We start from the raw sequence: 16,013 nt of genomic DNA, 5'->3' as shown, positions 1-16,013 counted from the left end.
GGGTTCATGACCGTCCGACGGATACGGGCAGCCGCAGCGGTGGCGACACTCGTGGGAGCCGCCGCTTGCTCGGCCCCGGGGGGCGGTGCGAGCAGCGAGAGTGCTTCCGACTCCGTCGTGGTCGGCGTGGCCTCCGAGCCGGACACCCTCAGTCCTCTTCTCGGCTACGGCAAGGACGGCAACTCCAAGATCTTCGACGGTCTGCTCGCCCGGGACGCCGACATGAAGCTGAGGCCGGCACTGGCGAGTTCACTGCCCCAGGTCGGCGACGGCGGGCTCACCTACACCTACGCCCTGCGCGACGGCGTGAAGTTCAGCGACGGCAAGCCGCTGACCGCCGCCGATGTGGTCTTCACCTATCGGACGATCCTCGACGCGAAGACCAACAACACCGCCCGGAGCGAGCTGGACGCCATCAAGGAGGTGCGGGCCGACCGCGACGGCAAGGTCGTCTTCACGCTCAAGTACCCCTACGCGCCGTTCGCGGGGCGCACGGTCCTGCCCATCGTCCCCCAGCACATCGCCGGGGGCCAGAACCCCAACACCGGCTCCTTCAACACCAGGCCGGTCGGCACCGGACCGTACGTCCTCACCGGCTGGAGCAAGGGCGAGAAGCTCACCTTCAAGGCCAACCCCGGCTACTGGGGCGGCGAGCCGAAGGTGAAGAAGGTGACGATCGCGATCGTCAAGGACGACGACGTGCGCGCCACCCGGCTGCGCTCGGGCGACCTCGACGGCGCGGTCCTGCCGCCCAACCTGGCCGCCACGTTCAAGGGCGACACGGCGAAGACGACGTACGACGCGAAGTCCTACGACTTCCGGGCCGTCACCCTCCCCCAGCAGAACAGGGTCACCGGCGACCGGGCGATCCGCCAGGCGCTGGACGCCGCCGTGGACCGCGAGGCCATGGTGGACAAGATCCTCGACGGGGCAGGGCGCCCTGCCTACGGACCGCTGCCGAGCGACGACCCCTGGTTCGCCGCGGGCATCGAGCGACCGCAGGACCTGGCGAAGGCCAAGCGGACGCTGGATCAGGCGGGTTGGAAGGCCGGCAGCGGTGGCATCCGCGCGAAGAACGGTCTGCGGGCCTCCTTCACGCTCCTCTACCCCTCCGGCGACAAGGTCCGCCAGGACCACGCCCTCGCCTACGCCTCCGACGCCAAGAAGGCGGGCATCGAGGTGAAGGTGGAGAGCGCCACCTGGGAGGTGATCGAGCCGCGGATGAAGAGCGACGCCGTCCTCGCCGGACTCGACAGCAGCGGCGACCCCGACTTCGGCCTGTTCACCCTGCTGCACTCCTCCCTGGCCGGCGACGGCTTCAACAACATGGGCCACTTCGCCAACCCGGCCGTGGACAAGGCCCTCGACACCGGCCGCCGCAGCCAGGACACCGACACCCGCCGGGCCGCGTACGACACGGTGCAGCGCGAACTCGTGAAGGACCCCGGTTACACCTTCCTCACCCACATCGACCACCTCTATGTGCTGGCCGACCACTGGGACGGCCTGACCACGCAGGTCGAGCCGCACGAGCACGGCTTCGCCAGCGGCCCGTGGTGGAACCTCCAGGACTGGCAGCCGAAGAAGTGACCTCCCCGCTCTGGGCGGCGATGGCGCGTCTGGTGGGGCGGCGGCTGCTGTTCGCCGCCCCCGTCCTCCTCGTCGTCACCTTCGGCGTGTTCGCCATCGCCGCCGTCTCCCCCTTCGACCCGGTCAAGGCGTACGCGGGTACGGCGGCCCTCCGTGCCGACGGACAGACCCTCGACCGGCTGCGCGCCAACCTGGGCGTGGACCAGCCGTTCACCTCGCGCTGGTGGCACTGGCTGACCTCCGCCCTCTCCGGCGACCTCGGCGAGTCGAGCGTGATGCGGCAGCCGGTCACCCAGGTCATCGGGGAGCGTCTTGTGTGGTCCGCGCTGCTGTGCGCGGTCGCCTTCGCGACGGCCGTGCTGGCGGGCACCGTGCTCGGCGTCCTCGCCGCGCGCCGGCCGGGATCCCTGCTCGACCGGGTCGTCACGTCACTCGCCTACTCCTTGGAGGCGGCACCGGTCTTCTGGCTCGCCCTGCTGGCGATCTGGCTGTTCGCCCTCCAACTGGGCGTGCTCCCGGCCGGCGGGCTCACCGACACCGCAAGCGAACAGGTCACCCCAGGGCAGGTGGCCGGCCATCTCGTACTGCCGGCCGGGGTGCTCGCCGTCTCCCAACTGCCGTGGTTCACCCTCTACGTGCGCCAAGGCGTGGGCGACGCGCTGGCGGAGGACCCCGTACGCGGTGCCCGGGCCCGCGGGTTGAACGAGCGCACGGTCCTGCTCGGCCACGCCCTTCGCTCCGGCCTGCTTCCGGTGCTCACCCTGATCGGCTCCCGCGTGCCCGAACTCATCACCGGCGCCCTGCTGGTGGAGAGCGTCTTCAGCTGGCCGGGCATCGCCGCGGCCACCGTGGAGGCGGCCACCTCCGTCGACTTCCCGCTGCTCGCCGCGCTGACCACGCTGGCCACGGCCGCCGTCCTCGTCGGCAACCTGCTCGCGGACCTGCTCTACGGACTCTTCGACCCGAGGGTGAAGTTCAGTGACATGTGACGTTCCCGCCTCCGGGGAAACCGTCTGGCGTTCGTACGGGACGAGGCGCCGCTCCACCCGCACACTGCGGGTGCGCGGTTCCGCCGTGCTGGTCGCCGCGACCGTCCTCGCCGTCCTCGTCGTGCCACCGCTGGTCCAACTCGACCAGCAGGCCGTCGATCTGGCCGCCAAGCTGCTGCGACCGAGCCGGGCCCACCCCTTCGGCACCGACGACCTCGGCCGGGACCTGTTGCTGCGCTGCGTCTACGGACTGCGCGTCTCCCTGCTCGTCGGAGTGGCCGCGGCTGTGACGGCCACCGTCGTCGGTACCGCCGTCGGAGCCACCGCCGGTGCGCTGGGCGGCTGGGTCGACCGCGGGATCATGCGGGTCGTGGACACGGTCTCCTCCGTACCCCACTTGCTGCTCGGCATCTTCATCGTCGCCATGTTCCGGCCGGGCGTCTGGCCGGTGATCGTCTCGGTCGCGCTCACCCACTGGCTGTCGACCGCCCGGATCGTCCGCGCCGAAGTCCTCTCCCTGCGCTCACGCCCGTACATCGACGCCGCCGTCTCCGGCGGCGCGTCCAGGTGGCGGGTGACCGTACGGCACCTGCTGCCCGCCGTGCTGCCCCAGGCCGCGCTCGCCGCGGCGCTGATGGTGCCGCACGCCATGTGGCACGAATCGGCGCTGTCCTTCCTCGGGCTCGGACTGCCCACGCACATGGCCAGCCTGGGCACCCTCATCCAGGGCGCGCGGGGCTCGCTGCTGGCCGGACAGTGGTGGCCGACCGTCTTCCCCGGCCTGTTCGTCATCGTCCCGACCCTCGCCATCGCCGGACTCGCCGGAGCCTGGCGGGAACGGATCAACCCCCGCCGCCGATCGGAGCTGATGCTGTGACCGAGCGATCGCCCGTGCTGTCGGTGCGCGGACTGTCGGTGCGCTTCCTCATGCCCGGGGGGCGCCGTGTCGCCGCCGTCACCGACGCGCACTTCGACGTCGCGGCCGGCGAGTGCCTGGCCCTGATCGGCGAGAGCGGCTGCGGCAAGTCCGTCCTCGCCTCCGCCCTGCTGGGGCTGTTTCCCGGCAACGCCGAGGCGGCCGGGGAGGCGATGCTCGGCGGCCTCGACCTGCTCTCGGCCGACGAACGGACCCTCGCAAGGACGGTACGGGGCCGGCTGGTCGGGCTCATACCGCAGAGCCCGGCCGCCCATCTCACACCCGTGCGCACCATCCGCTCCCAGGTGGAGGAGACGATCGCCGCACTGACCGGGGTCCGCGGCCGCGCGGCCGTATGCTCCGCCGCGCGGGCGGCCGCCGAACGCGCCGCGTTCCCCGCGGATCACCTGGACCGCCACCCGCACGAGCTGTCCGGCGGCCTGGCCCAGCGCGCCGCCACCGCCCTGGCCCTCGTCGGTGACGCGCCGCTGCTGCTCGCCGACGAACCGACCACCGGGCTCGACCGTGACCTGGTGGACCGCACGGTCGACGAACTGCGGCGCCACCTCGACCGCCCGGGCAATCCGGACGCGGCGGGGCGCGGCCTGCTGATGATCACGCACGACCTGGCCGCGGCCGAACGGATCGCCGACCGGATCGCCGTCATGTACGCGGGCCGGATCGTCGAACTGGCCGACGCGGAGGTGTTCTTCGGCGCGCGCGGCCCCCGTCATCCCTACAGCCGCGGCCTGCTCCAGGCCCTCCCCGACCGGGCCTTCACCGCCATCCCCGGCCTGCCACCCGAACTCGGTGCCCTCCCCGAGGGCTGTGCCTTCGCCGCCCGGTGCGACCGGGCCGACGACGCCTGCGCCGTACTGCCGCCGACAGCCGGCGAGGTCGCCTGCCACCACCCCCACCCCGCCTCGGCGACCGGCGGGGAAGCGTCCCAGGGAGCATCGGAGGACGTGCATGCTTGAACTGCGCGCCATCACCGCGGGCTACGACCGGCGGAATCCGGCGGTACGAGATGTCTCACTCACCGTCGCGCCCGGTGAAGCGGTCGGCCTGCTCGGCCCCAGTGGCTGCGGCAAGTCCACGCTCGCCCGGGTCGCGGCCCTGCTGCACCGCCCCGACTCCGGCACCGTACTGCTGGACGGCGCGTCCGTACGAGGGTGGCGCCACCGCGCCCCGCGCCCGCTGCGCACCGCCTTCGGCGTGGTCTTCCAGCAACCCCGCCTCTCCGCGGACCCGCGTCTGACGCTCACCGACCTGATCGCCGAGCCCTTGCGGGCCACCGGCCGCCGCGACGAGGTGCGGGAGCGCGTCACCGAACTCGCCGGAAGGGCCGGTCTGACCCCCGACCTGCTCGGCAGACGACCGCACGAGGTCAGCGACGGCCAGCTCCAACGCGCCTGCCTGGCCCGGGCCCTCGTCCTGCGCCCCCGCTGGCTGATCTGCGACGAGATGACCGCGATGCTCGACGCCTCCACGACGGCCGCCCTGGTCGCGGTCGTCGAGGACTACCGCGCCGCCACCGGCGCGGGCCTCCTCGCCGTCGGCCACGACCGCGCCCTGCTCCACCGCTGGTGCGACCGCACCGTCCACTGGGACACGCTGTCGGGCACCGGCCGGGCGCACTAGTGCTGTGACCGGAAAGGTGTGCCGGCTCGCGACGCCCGGCACGGCACTCCCCCAGCCTTCGGCCGGGGGTACCCCCACGCCGCGTTGTCGCATCACCCGAGTACATCCAGTACGCGGGCAATGCTCCGCCTCGCGAGGCTCCCCCACTGCCCGAAGGGCGTGGGAGGTGCCCCCAGCACCGGACGCCGCGAGCTTCCCGGCAAACCCTCCCGGCCACAGCACTGGGCGTCGTTGATCTGTTCGGGACGCGCCGTCCAGATCCGCCCGAAAATAGTAGCCATGGACATAGTAGCCATGTACTTTATATGCCATGAGCAAGGGTTCACCGGGGCCCACACCCGGTTTCCTGGTATGGCGGCTCGCCACCAAGTGGCGCGTCGCGGTCGATCGCGCGGTGGCTCCACTGGGCCTCACCCACGCGCAGTACTCACTGGTCGCGTCGCTGTACGGCATGCAGTGCGCCGGCGAGCGGCCCAGTCAGCGCCGACTCGCCGACCACACAGGTCTGGAGGCGCTGTACGTCTCCAAGCTGGCGCGCGCCCTGGAGTCGGCCGGCCTGATCGAGCGCACCCGCGATCCCCGCGATCCGCGCGCCGTACAACTCGCCCTCACCGAGCAGGGCCAAGCCGTCACGCGGCAGGCCATCGGGGTGGTCCAGGAACTGCTTCAGCAGTTGCTGGAGCCGCTCGGCGGACTCGACGCCCCACGGACGCGCGCGTTCACCGACGAGCTGACGACCCTTCTCGACGCACCTCTCGCTCCATCCCTGCCGAACGACGAGAGCATTCAGGGGACGACACCATGACGACCACCGCATCCACCAGCGCGTCCACCACCGGACCCGTCGCCGACGCCCGGGCCCTCGGCCTGGCCCACTACGCCGCCCGCGGCGTCCTGGAGCACGTCCTGGCCCGGCACGGCATCACGTTCCAGCAGCAGATCGCCCTGCGCGCCGCCGTCACCGCCGACGCCCCGCAGACGCCGGACGATCTCGCCACCCGGGTACAGGGCTCCCTCAAGGCCGATCCGGCCGACGTCCGCGCCACTCTCGGCGAACTGCTCGACAGGCGACTGCTCGCCACCGACGGCGCGCACCTTCGTCCCACGGACGCGGGGCGCGAACTGCTCGCCGCCGTCGGCGCGGAGACCGCCCCCATCACCGCCCGCATCTGGGGCGGGATACCCGCCGAGGACCTGGCCGCCGCGGGCCGCGTCCTCGCCCTGGTCACCGAGCACGCCAACGCGGAGCTTGCGGCGCTGACCGCCTGACCACCCGACCGGGCCACCTCGTTGACGCATGCGTCGGCCCTGGACGCACACGTCGGCCCCGAACCGTCCGGTCGGCACCGGTCGCGGGGAGGGGCGGCCCGGCACCGGCGGTGTGTGCGGCGGGGTGGCGGGGTCAGATCTCCAGGGTGGCCTCGATGCGCTTGAGCGAGTGGCGCGCGAGAGCCAGGTTGCCGCGGGACCGGTCGAGTGCCAGGTAGAGGAACAGGCTCCCGTCGCTGCTGTTCAGAGGGCGTATGAGGTGGTACTGCTCACCGAGGGTGATGAGGATGTCCTCGATCGAGTCGTTCATGCCGAGGGTGGCCAGCGTCCGCGTCTTGGCGCGTACGACCTCCGTGTTGCCGGCGGCGGCGACTTCCAGGTCCAGTCCGTGGCCACCGCCGAGGGTCCCCAGCGACATGCCGCTCTCGTAATCGACCACGGCGACGCCGATCGCACCCTCGATCGCCATGGCTTCCTTGAGTGCGGTCTCGATGCTCATGCTCCGGCCCTTCGCGCTGTGTGACCCGGCGCTGAGGCCGTGTCAGAAAAACTTGGTCAGACAACCTGTTCTGGAATGTCTGGCTTAAACTACTGTAATTTCTGACCGAATGTGAAGGGTTCGTGAAGGGATGCCGGTGTCCTCAGTCGAAGACTCCCTGCGCCGCCTGCTCGAAGTGCCGGGAGTCAAAGGGGCCGTCCTCGTCGACGCGGTCACCGGACTGACCTACGGCGAGTCCGGCACTGGGGAGATGGACGCTGCCGAGTGCAGTCGACTCGCCGCGTTCGTCAGCGACCGGCTCCACCTGGCCGGAGCACAAGGGGAGCTGGAGAGCATGGTCATCACGGGCAGCCGGCGTCAGCTCGTCCTCAGGGCGCTGCCCCGGCAGGGCGACCCCCTGCTGCTGCTGACGGCGCTGGACCGCGACCAGACCAATCTGGCCCTGGTGCTGCGCCAGTTGGACCTGTATGCGGCGAAGGCGGCGGGATGAGTACCCGCACCGACGGCCCGCGCAACGTCCCCGCCCTGCTCAACACGCTGTACGACGAAGGCCGCACCGGCACGGTCGTCATCTCCGGCGCACCCGGTGGCAGGATCCACCTGCGCGCCGGCCGGGTCGTCGCCGTGGAGACCCCGGGCGCACCGAGTGTCGAGTCCCTCCTGCTCGCGTCCGGCCGGATCGACGATGCCGCCTGGACGTCCGCCTGCGCGACCGACGGTGCGGCCGACGGCCGGGTCGGCGCCGAGCTTCAGGCGCGTGGCCTGCTGGCACCGGAGGAGTTCGAGATCACCTGCGCGGCGGCCGTGTTCGACGGTGCCTTCGCCCTCGCACTCAGCCCGCCCGGGGACTGGGAGGTGACCGAGGCGATGCCGGCGGTGGCCATCGGGCCGGCCTTCGAACCGCAGCTCCTCGCGGCCGAGACCTCGCGGCGTCTGGTGCTGCTGAGCCGTCTGTGGGGATCGCCCGCCGAGTTCGCCCGCACCCGTGTCCGCCCGGCTGCGGACGTACCCGCGGGTGTCCCGTCCCGCTATGCGACGCTGCTGCGGGCCGCCAACGGCCGCCGCACCCCGCGGGACATCGCCTTCACCCTGGGGCGGGGAACCTACGCGGTCATGCTGGACCTGGCCCGCATGCGCGAACTGGGACTGCTGCACCGCGAGCGGCCGGCCGCGGGCGGCCGTCCGAGCACCGCGCCGCGCCTGCCCGGGCCCCGGTCCCGGAACGTCCCGCCTGCCTCCGACCTCTCGCTGCCCCGACGCAGCCCCGGAACACATCGCCCGCACCGAACGGACAGCGTGTGAGCCCCGACCCGCTGCCGGACACGGCTCCGTTCGCCCCGACCCCGCTCACCGTCCGTCGGCCAGGCACCGGCCTCGCGCTGCCGAAGCCGCCTGACGACCTCGCAGACCACCAACCCGACCTGCTCCTTCTGCGCCGGGTCTACGCGGGCCTCAAAGCCCTGTCCTGACCCAAGCGCGTATGTGCAGCATCAGTTCACAGCCCACCCCCCAGGAGCGCCGATGCCCACCGTCCACCAGCCCGAACCGCTCATCGAGGTCCTGACCGCTCTGCGTGAGCAGGTGATGGGAGTGAACGAGACGGTCATCTCCACCGTCGACGGCCTGCTGGTCGCCGCCGACGCCGATGCCGTCCAGCCGGAATCCATCGCCGCGCTCTCCGCCGCCACGCACAGCCTCGGCCAGCGCATGGTGCACGAGGCCGGCGGCGGGGTGCTGCGTGACGTGGCCACGCGGAGCTCCGGGCGGCACGTCGTCATCCAGGCCATCGGCGAACGCGCCCTGCTGACCGTCCTCGGCGACGACGGACTCGACCTCGCCGGCCTCCAACGCGAGATCCACTCCACCGTGGAGCAACTGGCGAAGATCCTCGAAGCCGACGCACCAGCCTGACCACACCGCCCACGCCGGCCGGCCGGGAGCGGTGCGCGCGGACGGGAACGCCTCAAGAGGCGTCGGACGGCGATGCGTCCACCGACCGGCCGGCGGCGCAGGCCGGCCTGCCGGAGAGCCGGCGGCACGTTCCGGACCGCGCCGCTCGGCGACCCACTGGGCTTCGGCGGTCCCGGACGCCGGCCTCAGGACGTCCCGACCGCACCGACCTTCCCGCTGTGGATCAGGCCGGAGAGCGCGGAAAGCGTCTCCTCGACGTCCGTGGTGGGGTCCGGCGGTCAGAGGCTGGAGAGCAGGCGGTCGAGTGGGGCTGGAACCCGGTCGGGGTCAAGGGCCTCGACGAGGACGCGGCCGTAGTGGATCTTGCGTCCCTTCTTCGTTCCGAGGAAGCGCCTGAACTGCTGCTGCGGGGCGCGGCCCCGCTGTGCGGGCTGGCGCAGGAAGGTATGCAGAGCACGCAGGTCGCCTTCCGCCCCGACGAGCTCCTCCACCCGTGTCACGCCCAGCACGCGGATGAGCTCGTCCTCCAGATCCGCCGCGCAGACGAAGAAGCCTTGCTGTGCCGCACCGACCCGTTCGAAGCCGCGTGCGTAGTAGGGACGCTCCGCCTCGTCGCACAGTCCCGCGAGGCGGAGGTCGAGACCGGGTGAACCGAGGAGCCGGGCGTAGCGCCCGACGCTCATCGCACCGCCGATCGGCAGGACGCAGACCCCTTCGACCGCCAGGTCCCGGCCGCGGCTCTCCGCCAGCGCGTCGACCGCCGCGACGTCGCACGGCCCTTCGAGCAGGACGGCCGCCCGGACGGACAGCCGCGCGGCCAGCTCGTGCGCAAGGTCGCCGGAACCACCCGCCGCCCACGCGGTGACCGCGTCCCGGAACGCCCCCATGTCAGCCATGAGACGAGTCTCGGCCCGTTCCGGCCACAACGCGAGGGAATTTCCGCGGGCGCGCCGTCCACGTTGTCGGTCGGCTCCGTGACAGCGCATGAGGGCGGGGCCCCTGACGGGTGGCATGATCCGGCTGCGGCGACGGCCGGCCGCGGTGCACGCGGGCAAGGGGACTTGGGATGCGGCGCTGATCGGGTCCGTCGATCCCGCTCCGGTACGACACCCGACCCTCAGCCCGGCCCACGGGCCCGCGCGACGACCCGCACGGCATGTCCCAGCCCGTGCCGCGGCAGCACGTCGGATGGTCCACGGCCGAGCCCGGGGGTGAGGGGTCGTCACAGGCTCGGCTTCGGGACCTCTCCCCCGACCACGGCACGGCGACCCGGCCCACGCCGTGGTCCGTCCGGGACCCGCCCGTCCCGGTATGCCTGGACCCTTTCGGCCGGAATTTCCAGTCGACTCGCTGCCGCACGGGTGAGCAGCTGTCAGAGATCACCTTGAAGGCCTAGTCGATCACCGACACGCCCAGCTTTCAACGAGGATTGACGTGTCGTCAGCAGCCGGTGAATCGGGCGCGCGGGTGCCCTGGGTACCCCATTCGGCTCCATAGCAGCACCCCCTCCCAATGGCCCGAAATGACAGCCAGTGAGGCTTTCATTACGTTCATTCACATGCCGACTGCCACAGCCGGCCACTTTGAGACAGGAGCAGAAGCGACATGACCATGACCCGTTCACATGCCGTCGCCGCGGCTGTCGCCGCCGCTGCAGCACTCGTCGCGACCGGCATCACCTACGCCACGGCCGCCACCGAGCCGGTGGCCCAGACGGTCCCGGCCGTCGTCAAGCAGGCGCCCGCTCCGGCCCACGCCCCGATGGACGGCATGTCCGGACAGGGGCAGGGACAGGGACAGGGCAACGAGCGCGGCGGCGGGGGCGGCCGCGGCGGCAACGAGGGCGGCGGCGGCCGCGGCGGCTACGAGGGCGGGGGCGGCGGCCGCGGCGGCAACGAGCGCGGCGGCGAGCGCGGCGGCGGGGGCGGCCACGAGCGCGGCGGCGAGCGCGGCCGACACCGCGAGGTGGGCAGGATCTTCATCAACGAGCGGTCGTACTCCGCCCGCCCGGACGGCTGCATCACCGTGGTCAGCGGCCTGGGCTCCAAGAGCCTCAACATCCGCAACGACAGCCGCAGGGGCGTCGAGGTCTTCCGCGGGGCGACCTGCGACAACGGCGCTCCCATCGCCACGGTCGGCCCGCGCAGCGAAGCCAACGGCGTGAAGCCCGGGAGGGTCCACGGGGGCGTGTGCGTCGAGGACGGAGTGGTCGCCAGCTTCCGGGTGATCGGTCACCACAAGGGCGACTTCGACGACTTCGGCGGCTTCGGCGACTTCGACGACTTCGGCTTCTAGAGCCGGCCCGTGATGCGCATGGCATAGAACCCCGGCCCGCCGTAATCGGGCCGGGGTTCTGACCTCAGAGCATCCGGTGCGGCTCCCCGCCCAAGACACACGGGATGAGCGCTATGAACAACCACCTGGTGGAGGACGCGAGCGACGACAACTACGTCATGGACATCCTTGACATCACGTGCACACCCGCATTGCCGCGACTTGGACACCAAGTCCGCTGGGAAATGCGCAGCCACCTCAAAGAGACGGTCGACCTGACCCAGGTCACCTGCAGGGTGATCATGAAGATCGGCCCTATGAAAATATTGGACAAAAGCTACACACTGCCCGATCTGCTGGCAAGCATGGGCGCGAGCCTGTCGGGTGACGCCCAACCGCCCGCCGGGCCGTGGAAGCAGACCTGGAACCTCCGGATCCCTCACACGGTGCCGGTGGCCAGGCACCGGCTCCACCTGCGGGCCCACACAGGAGACGGGAAGAACTTCCTCGCCCTGGACATTCCCGTCGCCTTCCGCCACAGATGGACCACGACCAGCGACAACGTCGGCGCACCGAACCGTCCCGGATTCGACAGAGACCTCATCTGGTCACTGTGACCCGGAGCGTCAGGATGTCCCTGGCCATGTCCCTCGGCCACAAGTTCGCCAGCGGCACCGGCTGCTCAGTCGTCCTCGCGGTCGTCGTCCGCGCCGTGGCCGCGCGAGTGGGCCGGACCGGTGTGCGTGGCGGTGACCTTGCCGGTCCGCGCGTCGACGACGACCTCGTGTGCGGCGCCCTGGCCGTCGGTGACATCGATGTGCCAGGCCGCCGTCCTGTCGTGGTGGTCGTCGAGCTCGGCCGAGGTCGCGGTGCCCGGGACCTTGTCGAGCGCCGTGTCCACTGCCTGGCCCAGGCCCGTCCTGGCGGACTTGGCGAGCGCGGCGTCGTCGGGGTCGGCCGTGTCCCCGACGCGGTCGGCCCTGCCGGCGATGACCTTGCCGTCGGCGGCGTTCACCGTGACCTCGTGCTCGATGCCCTTGGCGTCGACGATGTCGACCTCCCAGACGGCCTGGCCCCGCCGTCCGTCCGGCTCGACTTCGGTGACGGTGCCCGCGAGGGACGTGGTGGCCGCGTCGGCCGCCTCCTTCAGGCCGACCCTGACGCTCCCGGCGAGCCTGCCGTCGCGGTCGGAGCCGTCGTGCGCGTCGGAGGTGGCGCCCGCGGTCGCATGCGCACCGCCGTGGTCGTCGCCGGCGAGGGCGAGGGCGGATACGGCGCCGGCTCCGCCCAGTACGACGGTGGCCGCGACGACCGCGGAGACAGTGCGACGGCGACCGGCCAGGGAGCGCTTGAGGGCCTTCATCATGAGGCGGTCCTTTCTTTCGGGCCGCGGCTGGGCCGCGTGGCTGCCGGGGTGCCGGCCTGACATGGACCACCGTGCCCCGGCCACCCTGAAGCCCCGCTGAAGCAACCTGAAGACCGCTTCAGGAAGACCTGGGACCCTGGTGGGCATGCGCCTGCTGATCGTGGAGGACGAGAAACGTCTCGCCACCGCCCTCGCCCGTGGCCTGGCCGCCGAGGGATTCGCCGTGGACCTGGCCCACGACGGCCTCACCGGACTGCACATGACGCAGGAGCGGGACTACGACCTGATCGTGCTCGACATCATGCTGCCCGGGCTGAACGGGTACCGGATCTGCGCCCAGTTGCGGGCGGCCGGGGACGACACACCGATCCTGATGCTCACCGCGAAGGACGGCGAGTACGACGAGGCGGAGGGTCTGGACACCGGCGCGGACGACTACCTCACCAAGCCGTTCTCCTACGTGGTGTTGCAGGCCCGCATCCGGGCCCTGCTGCGCCGCCGTACGCGCGGGGGATCTCCGGTACTGCGAATCGGCGACTTGACCGTCGACCCCGCCGCCCGACGCGTGGAGCGGGCCGGAGCGGATGTCACGCTGACCGCGAAGGAGTTCGCGGTCCTGGAGCACCTCGCCCTGCGTGCCGGGCAGGTCGTCTCCAAGACGGACATCCTCGATCACGTCTGGGACTTCGCCTACGACGGCGATCCCAACATCGTCGAGGTCTACATCAGCGCGCTGCGCCGCAAGATCGACGTGCCGTTCGGGCGACGCTCCATCACCACGGTGCGCGGGGCCGGATACCGGCTGGAAGCCGACCGGGGCCGCGATGCCTAGGGTCTTCGCCTCGGTACGGGCACGCGCGGCGCTCGCGGCCACGCTGGTCGTGTCCGTCGCGCTGGTCGCCGCGGGTATCGCCGTCGTCGCCGTGCTGCGTCACAACCTCGTCGACCGGGCGAGCCTGGAGTCGGAGGTCACCGCGCGTAGGGTGGCGGGTTCCCAGGCCGCGCTGAACGGGAGTTTCGGCTCGCTGGACCTGCCCGACGACGACGGTCGCCTCGCGCAGGTCGTCGACTCCTCGGGCAAGGTCCTGGCCGCGAGTGAAGACCTGCACGAACGTGGCCCGATCACGGACTACGCCCCCGCTCCGGCTCCCAGGAGCACCACGTCGTCGAGGCATTCCTCCGGCGACGATGACGACGGGGACGACGACCACGGCCACGACGCCGCTCCGGTCAGGGGCCGGGTCGGCACGGACGTGGACCGTGAGACGGTCGCCGTGAAGCTGGGTGACGAGACCCACGACTACGCCTTCGCCGCCGTGCAGGGAACCACCTACGACGGCCGCACCTACACCGTCTACGCAGCCACCTCGCTCGAGGACTCACAGGCCACCCTCGGCCAGGTCACCCGGTCGATGCTGTCGGGCCTGCCGTTCCTGCTCGCCGTCGTGGCGGCGGTGACCTGGCTGGTCACCCGCAGGGCACTGCGGCCGGTCGAGGGCATCCGCGCGGAGATGGCCGAGATCACCGACAGCGGCGACCTGGCGCGTCGGGTGCCCGAGCCCGCCTCGCGCGACGAGATCGCGCGGCTCGCCCGCACGACCAACGAGACCCTGGCCGCGCTGGAGCAGTCGGTGGAACGTCAGCACCGCTTCGTCGCCGACGCGTCCCACGAACTGCGCAGCCCCATCGCGTCCTTGCGCACCCAGCTGGAAGTCTCCCACCAGCACCCGGAGTTGCTGAACACGACCGATCTGCTCCACGACGTCGTACGCCTCCAGCACCTGGCCGCCGACCTGCTGCTGCTCGCTCGCCTCGACGCCGGGGAACGCCCGGCCGACGCCTTGGTGGATCTCGCCGCTCTGGTGCGGGAGGAGGTGACGCAGCGGGCCCCCACCGACCGCATCGCCCCCGCCGTCACCGTCGACGACGCCGGGCTGGAGGTGAAGGGCAGCCGGACCCAGCTCTCCCGCGTGCTCGGCAACCTGCTCGACAACGCCCAGCGGCACGCCGCCTCCGCGGTCACCGTGACCGTGCGGGCGGCCGGGGACGCGATCGTTCTGAGCGTCGCCGACGACGGTCACGGTGTCGCCCCGGCCGACCGTGAGCGCGTCTTCGAACGCTTTGTCCGCCTCGACGAGGCCCGCGGCCGCGACGACGGCGGCGCGGGCCTCGGCCTGGCCATCGCACGCGACGTCGTCGAGCGCCACGGCGGGACACTCACCCTCACCGACGCACCCGACGGCGGCGCACTCTTCCAGGTCGGACTCCCGCGCGCCCGCTGACAGCCGGGCAGGACCGGGCGACCTCGTCGGGCGGCAGCCGGCGGTTCCGGGGCGTCTCCGGGGCAGGATTCGCTCTCACACGAGCGCGGTTGGTCAGGCCGTCCGCGCGCGGCCCGGGCCTGCGCCGCGTGCAGGAGCGCCTCGGCCGTACGGCCTGGGTCCCCGAGCCACGGCCGGTTCGGCCACGCGGCCGGTGAACCCCGCCTGCTCCCGGGCAGCGCCACAGGACCGGGTGGCGGTCCAGGCGATACGGCCCGGGTCGCGGGCCGGCCGCCGCGCGCGGCGGCGCGCTGACCCCGACGGCGGCCCCGGTGACGGTCCGGGAGGCGCCGCGCGGGCCGCGCCGGCCGCGGTGCTCGTGTCCGCGCTGTCGGGGATGGGAGGCACCGTCAGGACGACCCTGGCTGTGCACGCCGCCCAGCAGGCCGTGCACGAAGGTGGTTCCCCGGCGGGATCCCCTTCGCCGGCTTCGGAGCACCACGCTGACCGCGTCGCAGCTGGTGGGCGTTGAGGTGCGGCTGCGCCGGCCGACCGGGTCGGCGCGGTGCCCGCCGGCCCGGCGAGGGCAAGGGGCCACCGGCCCGAGGGCGCGTCAGACGAAGGGGCACGCCATGCGGTTCATCGTGTCGACGACGAGCTCACGCGGGTCGTCGGTGAGATCGCTGTCGATCCAGCGGCGCATCGAGATGCGCAGCGCGACGAGGAAGGCCGACGCCATGACCCGGGCGTCGAGGGCGGTGTCCGCGTCCCGGGTGGGACAGCGCTCGACGATCGCCTCGGTGAGGCTCGCCTCCAGCCCCGCGTGATTGGCGAGTTGACGGGCCAGGAGTGCGGGGTGGCGCAGCGCCAGCCGGGTGCGTACGAGTATCTCCCACTCCTGGGCGCCGCTCTCCGGCAGGCGGTCCAGGACGGTGGTGCACAGGGCGGCCCAAGGGCTCTCCTCGGGTGGGCGGGCGCGGAAGGCGGCGACCAGTTCCTCGAGGTAGCGCTCGTCGCCCCACAGGACGGCGTCCTCCTTGGTGGCGAAGTAGTTGGAGAACGTCCGGCGTGAGATGCCCACCGCGTCGGCCACCTCTTCCACGGTGACCGCGTCGAATCCGCGCTCCACGGTCAGGCGCAGGGCGGCCTCGTGGACCGCCTGCCGGGTGGCGGCCTTCTTGCGTTCGCGTAGTCCCGCTGTGTGCTCCATGGTGCCGCCATCCTATGAGAGCGACAACTACGTTGCGCAGTGCGCAAAATTGCACACTGCGCATGTATTCTGGGCCAGTCGGCATCC

The 16,013-nt window shown here is 72.0% G+C and carries 19 protein-coding genes and 1 pseudogene; 15 read left to right on the top strand and 5 right to left on the bottom strand.

Translation table 11 applies throughout. The features are described 5' to 3' along the window. Nucleotides 1-6: 6 nt before the first annotated feature. From ACIQMV_RS22365 to ACIQMV_RS22335, 7 genes are all read left to right on the top strand, one after another. On the top strand, nt 7-1,590 hold the full coding sequence (locus ACIQMV_RS22365) for an ABC transporter substrate-binding protein (RefSeq protein ID WP_402594949.1): 1,584 nt from the start codon (nt 7-9) through the stop codon (nt 1,588-1,590). Nucleotides 1,591-1,610: 20 nt separating this feature from the next. Continuing rightward, entirely contained in the window at nt 1,611-2,579 is a 969-nt protein-coding gene (locus ACIQMV_RS22360; RefSeq protein ID WP_402595200.1) for an ABC transporter permease, read from the top strand. Next, nucleotides 2,569-3,456 (top strand): ABC transporter permease, encoded by an 888-nt coding sequence (locus ACIQMV_RS22355; RefSeq protein WP_402594947.1) that lies wholly within the window; start codon nt 2,569-2,571, stop codon nt 3,454-3,456. Before ACIQMV_RS22360 ends, ACIQMV_RS22355 begins: the two co-directional genes overlap by 11 nt. Beyond that, complete coding sequence (locus ACIQMV_RS22350; RefSeq protein ID WP_402594945.1) at nt 3,453-4,472, top strand: ABC transporter ATP-binding protein; 1,020 nt, start codon at nt 3,453-3,455, stop codon at nt 4,470-4,472. Before ACIQMV_RS22355 ends, ACIQMV_RS22350 begins: the two co-directional genes overlap by 4 nt. Continuing rightward, nucleotides 4,465-5,136 (top strand): ABC transporter ATP-binding protein, encoded by a 672-nt coding sequence (locus ACIQMV_RS22345; RefSeq protein ID WP_402594943.1) that lies wholly within the window; start codon nt 4,465-4,467, stop codon nt 5,134-5,136. The genes ACIQMV_RS22350 and ACIQMV_RS22345 overlap by 8 nt, the downstream gene beginning before the upstream one ends. Nucleotides 5,137-5,446: 310 nt before the next feature. Next, nucleotides 5,447-5,941, top strand: a complete 495-nt coding sequence (locus ACIQMV_RS22340) for a MarR family winged helix-turn-helix transcriptional regulator (protein WP_402594941.1) — start codon at nt 5,447-5,449, stop codon at nt 5,939-5,941. After that, complete coding sequence (locus tag ACIQMV_RS22335) at nt 5,938-6,405, top strand: MarR family transcriptional regulator (protein ID WP_141355639.1); 468 nt, start codon at nt 5,938-5,940, stop codon at nt 6,403-6,405. The genes ACIQMV_RS22340 and ACIQMV_RS22335 overlap by 4 nt, the downstream gene beginning before the upstream one ends. A gap of 133 nt (nt 6,406-6,538) precedes the next feature. On the opposite strand, the gene ACIQMV_RS22330 is transcribed toward ACIQMV_RS22335, so the two are convergent. Beyond that, nucleotides 6,539-6,904 carry a hypothetical protein gene (locus ACIQMV_RS22330; RefSeq protein ID WP_401778509.1) on the bottom strand — a complete coding sequence of 122 codons (366 nt, stop codon included), beginning with the start codon at nt 6,902-6,904 and terminating at the stop codon, nt 6,539-6,541. 136 nt (nt 6,905-7,040) lie between these two features. Between ACIQMV_RS22330 and ACIQMV_RS22325 the strand changes: the two genes are divergently transcribed. Genes ACIQMV_RS22325 through ACIQMV_RS22310 form a run of 4 tightly spaced genes read left to right on the top strand, consistent with a single transcriptional unit; the run spans nt 7,041 to nt 8,815 of the window. Beyond that, nucleotides 7,041-7,394, top strand: a complete 354-nt coding sequence (locus tag ACIQMV_RS22325; protein WP_402594938.1) for a hypothetical protein — start codon at nt 7,041-7,043, stop codon at nt 7,392-7,394. Further along, nucleotides 7,391-8,206 (top strand): hypothetical protein, encoded by an 816-nt coding sequence (locus ACIQMV_RS22320; RefSeq protein ID WP_402594936.1) that lies wholly within the window; start codon nt 7,391-7,393, stop codon nt 8,204-8,206. Before ACIQMV_RS22325 ends, ACIQMV_RS22320 begins: the two co-directional genes overlap by 4 nt. Then, nucleotides 8,203-8,373 (top strand): hypothetical protein, encoded by a 171-nt coding sequence (locus ACIQMV_RS22315; RefSeq protein WP_402594935.1) that lies wholly within the window; start codon nt 8,203-8,205, stop codon nt 8,371-8,373. Before ACIQMV_RS22320 ends, ACIQMV_RS22315 begins: the two co-directional genes overlap by 4 nt. A gap of 52 nt (nt 8,374-8,425) precedes the next feature. Further along, the gene (locus tag ACIQMV_RS22310; protein WP_402594933.1) at nt 8,426-8,815 is read left to right on the top strand and encodes a roadblock/LC7 domain-containing protein; all 390 of its coding nucleotides are present in this window, start codon (nt 8,426-8,428) and stop codon (nt 8,813-8,815) included. Nucleotides 8,816-8,941: 126 nt separating this feature from the next. On the opposite strand, the pseudogene ACIQMV_RS22305 reads toward ACIQMV_RS22310, so the two are convergent. Together ACIQMV_RS22305 and ACIQMV_RS22300 are read right to left on the bottom strand one after the other, a co-directional pair. Continuing rightward, nucleotides 8,942-9,090 (bottom strand): annotated as a pseudogene (locus ACIQMV_RS22305) (aldo/keto reductase); the annotation flags it as partial. A gap of 3 nt (nt 9,091-9,093) precedes the next feature. Beyond that, entirely contained in the window at nt 9,094-9,711 is a 618-nt protein-coding gene (locus tag ACIQMV_RS22300) for a TOPRIM nucleotidyl transferase/hydrolase domain-containing protein (protein WP_402594931.1), read from the bottom strand. 709 nt (nt 9,712-10,420) lie between these two features. Here ACIQMV_RS22300 and ACIQMV_RS22295 point away from each other — a divergent pair. Both ACIQMV_RS22295 and ACIQMV_RS22290 read left to right on the top strand, forming a co-directional pair. Further along, a complete protein-coding gene (locus ACIQMV_RS22295; RefSeq protein WP_402594930.1) occupies nt 10,421-11,110 on the top strand; it encodes a hypothetical protein in 690 nt (229 codons plus the stop codon). Between the two features lie 113 nt (nt 11,111-11,223). Next, nucleotides 11,224-11,706 (top strand): hypothetical protein, encoded by a 483-nt coding sequence (locus ACIQMV_RS22290; RefSeq protein WP_402594929.1) that lies wholly within the window; start codon nt 11,224-11,226, stop codon nt 11,704-11,706. Between the two features lie 65 nt (nt 11,707-11,771). Here the strand turns inward: ACIQMV_RS22290 and ACIQMV_RS22285 are convergent, their stop codons facing one another. Continuing rightward, nucleotides 11,772-12,455, bottom strand: a complete 684-nt coding sequence (locus ACIQMV_RS22285) for a PepSY domain-containing protein (RefSeq protein ID WP_402594928.1) — start codon at nt 12,453-12,455, stop codon at nt 11,772-11,774. 145 nt (nt 12,456-12,600) lie between these two features. Between ACIQMV_RS22285 and ACIQMV_RS22280 the strand changes: the two genes are divergently transcribed. Next, entirely contained in the window at nt 12,601-13,287 is a 687-nt protein-coding gene (locus ACIQMV_RS22280) for a response regulator (RefSeq protein WP_402594927.1), read from the top strand. Then, nucleotides 13,280-14,737 carry a sensor histidine kinase gene (locus tag ACIQMV_RS22275; RefSeq protein WP_402594926.1) on the top strand — a complete coding sequence of 486 codons (1,458 nt, stop codon included), beginning with the start codon at nt 13,280-13,282 and terminating at the stop codon, nt 14,735-14,737. Before ACIQMV_RS22280 ends, ACIQMV_RS22275 begins: the two co-directional genes overlap by 8 nt. A gap of 592 nt (nt 14,738-15,329) precedes the next feature. Here ACIQMV_RS22275 and ACIQMV_RS22270 read toward each other — a convergent pair. Next, entirely contained in the window at nt 15,330-15,926 is a 597-nt protein-coding gene (locus ACIQMV_RS22270; protein WP_141355656.1) for a TetR/AcrR family transcriptional regulator, read from the bottom strand. Between the last annotated feature and the right edge of the window lie 87 nt (nt 15,927-16,013).

The organism is Streptomyces sp. NPDC091412, from assembly GCF_044756885.1.
Classification (GTDB): Bacteria; Actinomycetota; Actinomycetes; order Streptomycetales; family Streptomycetaceae; genus Streptomyces.
This window is presented reverse-complemented; position numbering and strand designations above follow the sequence as displayed.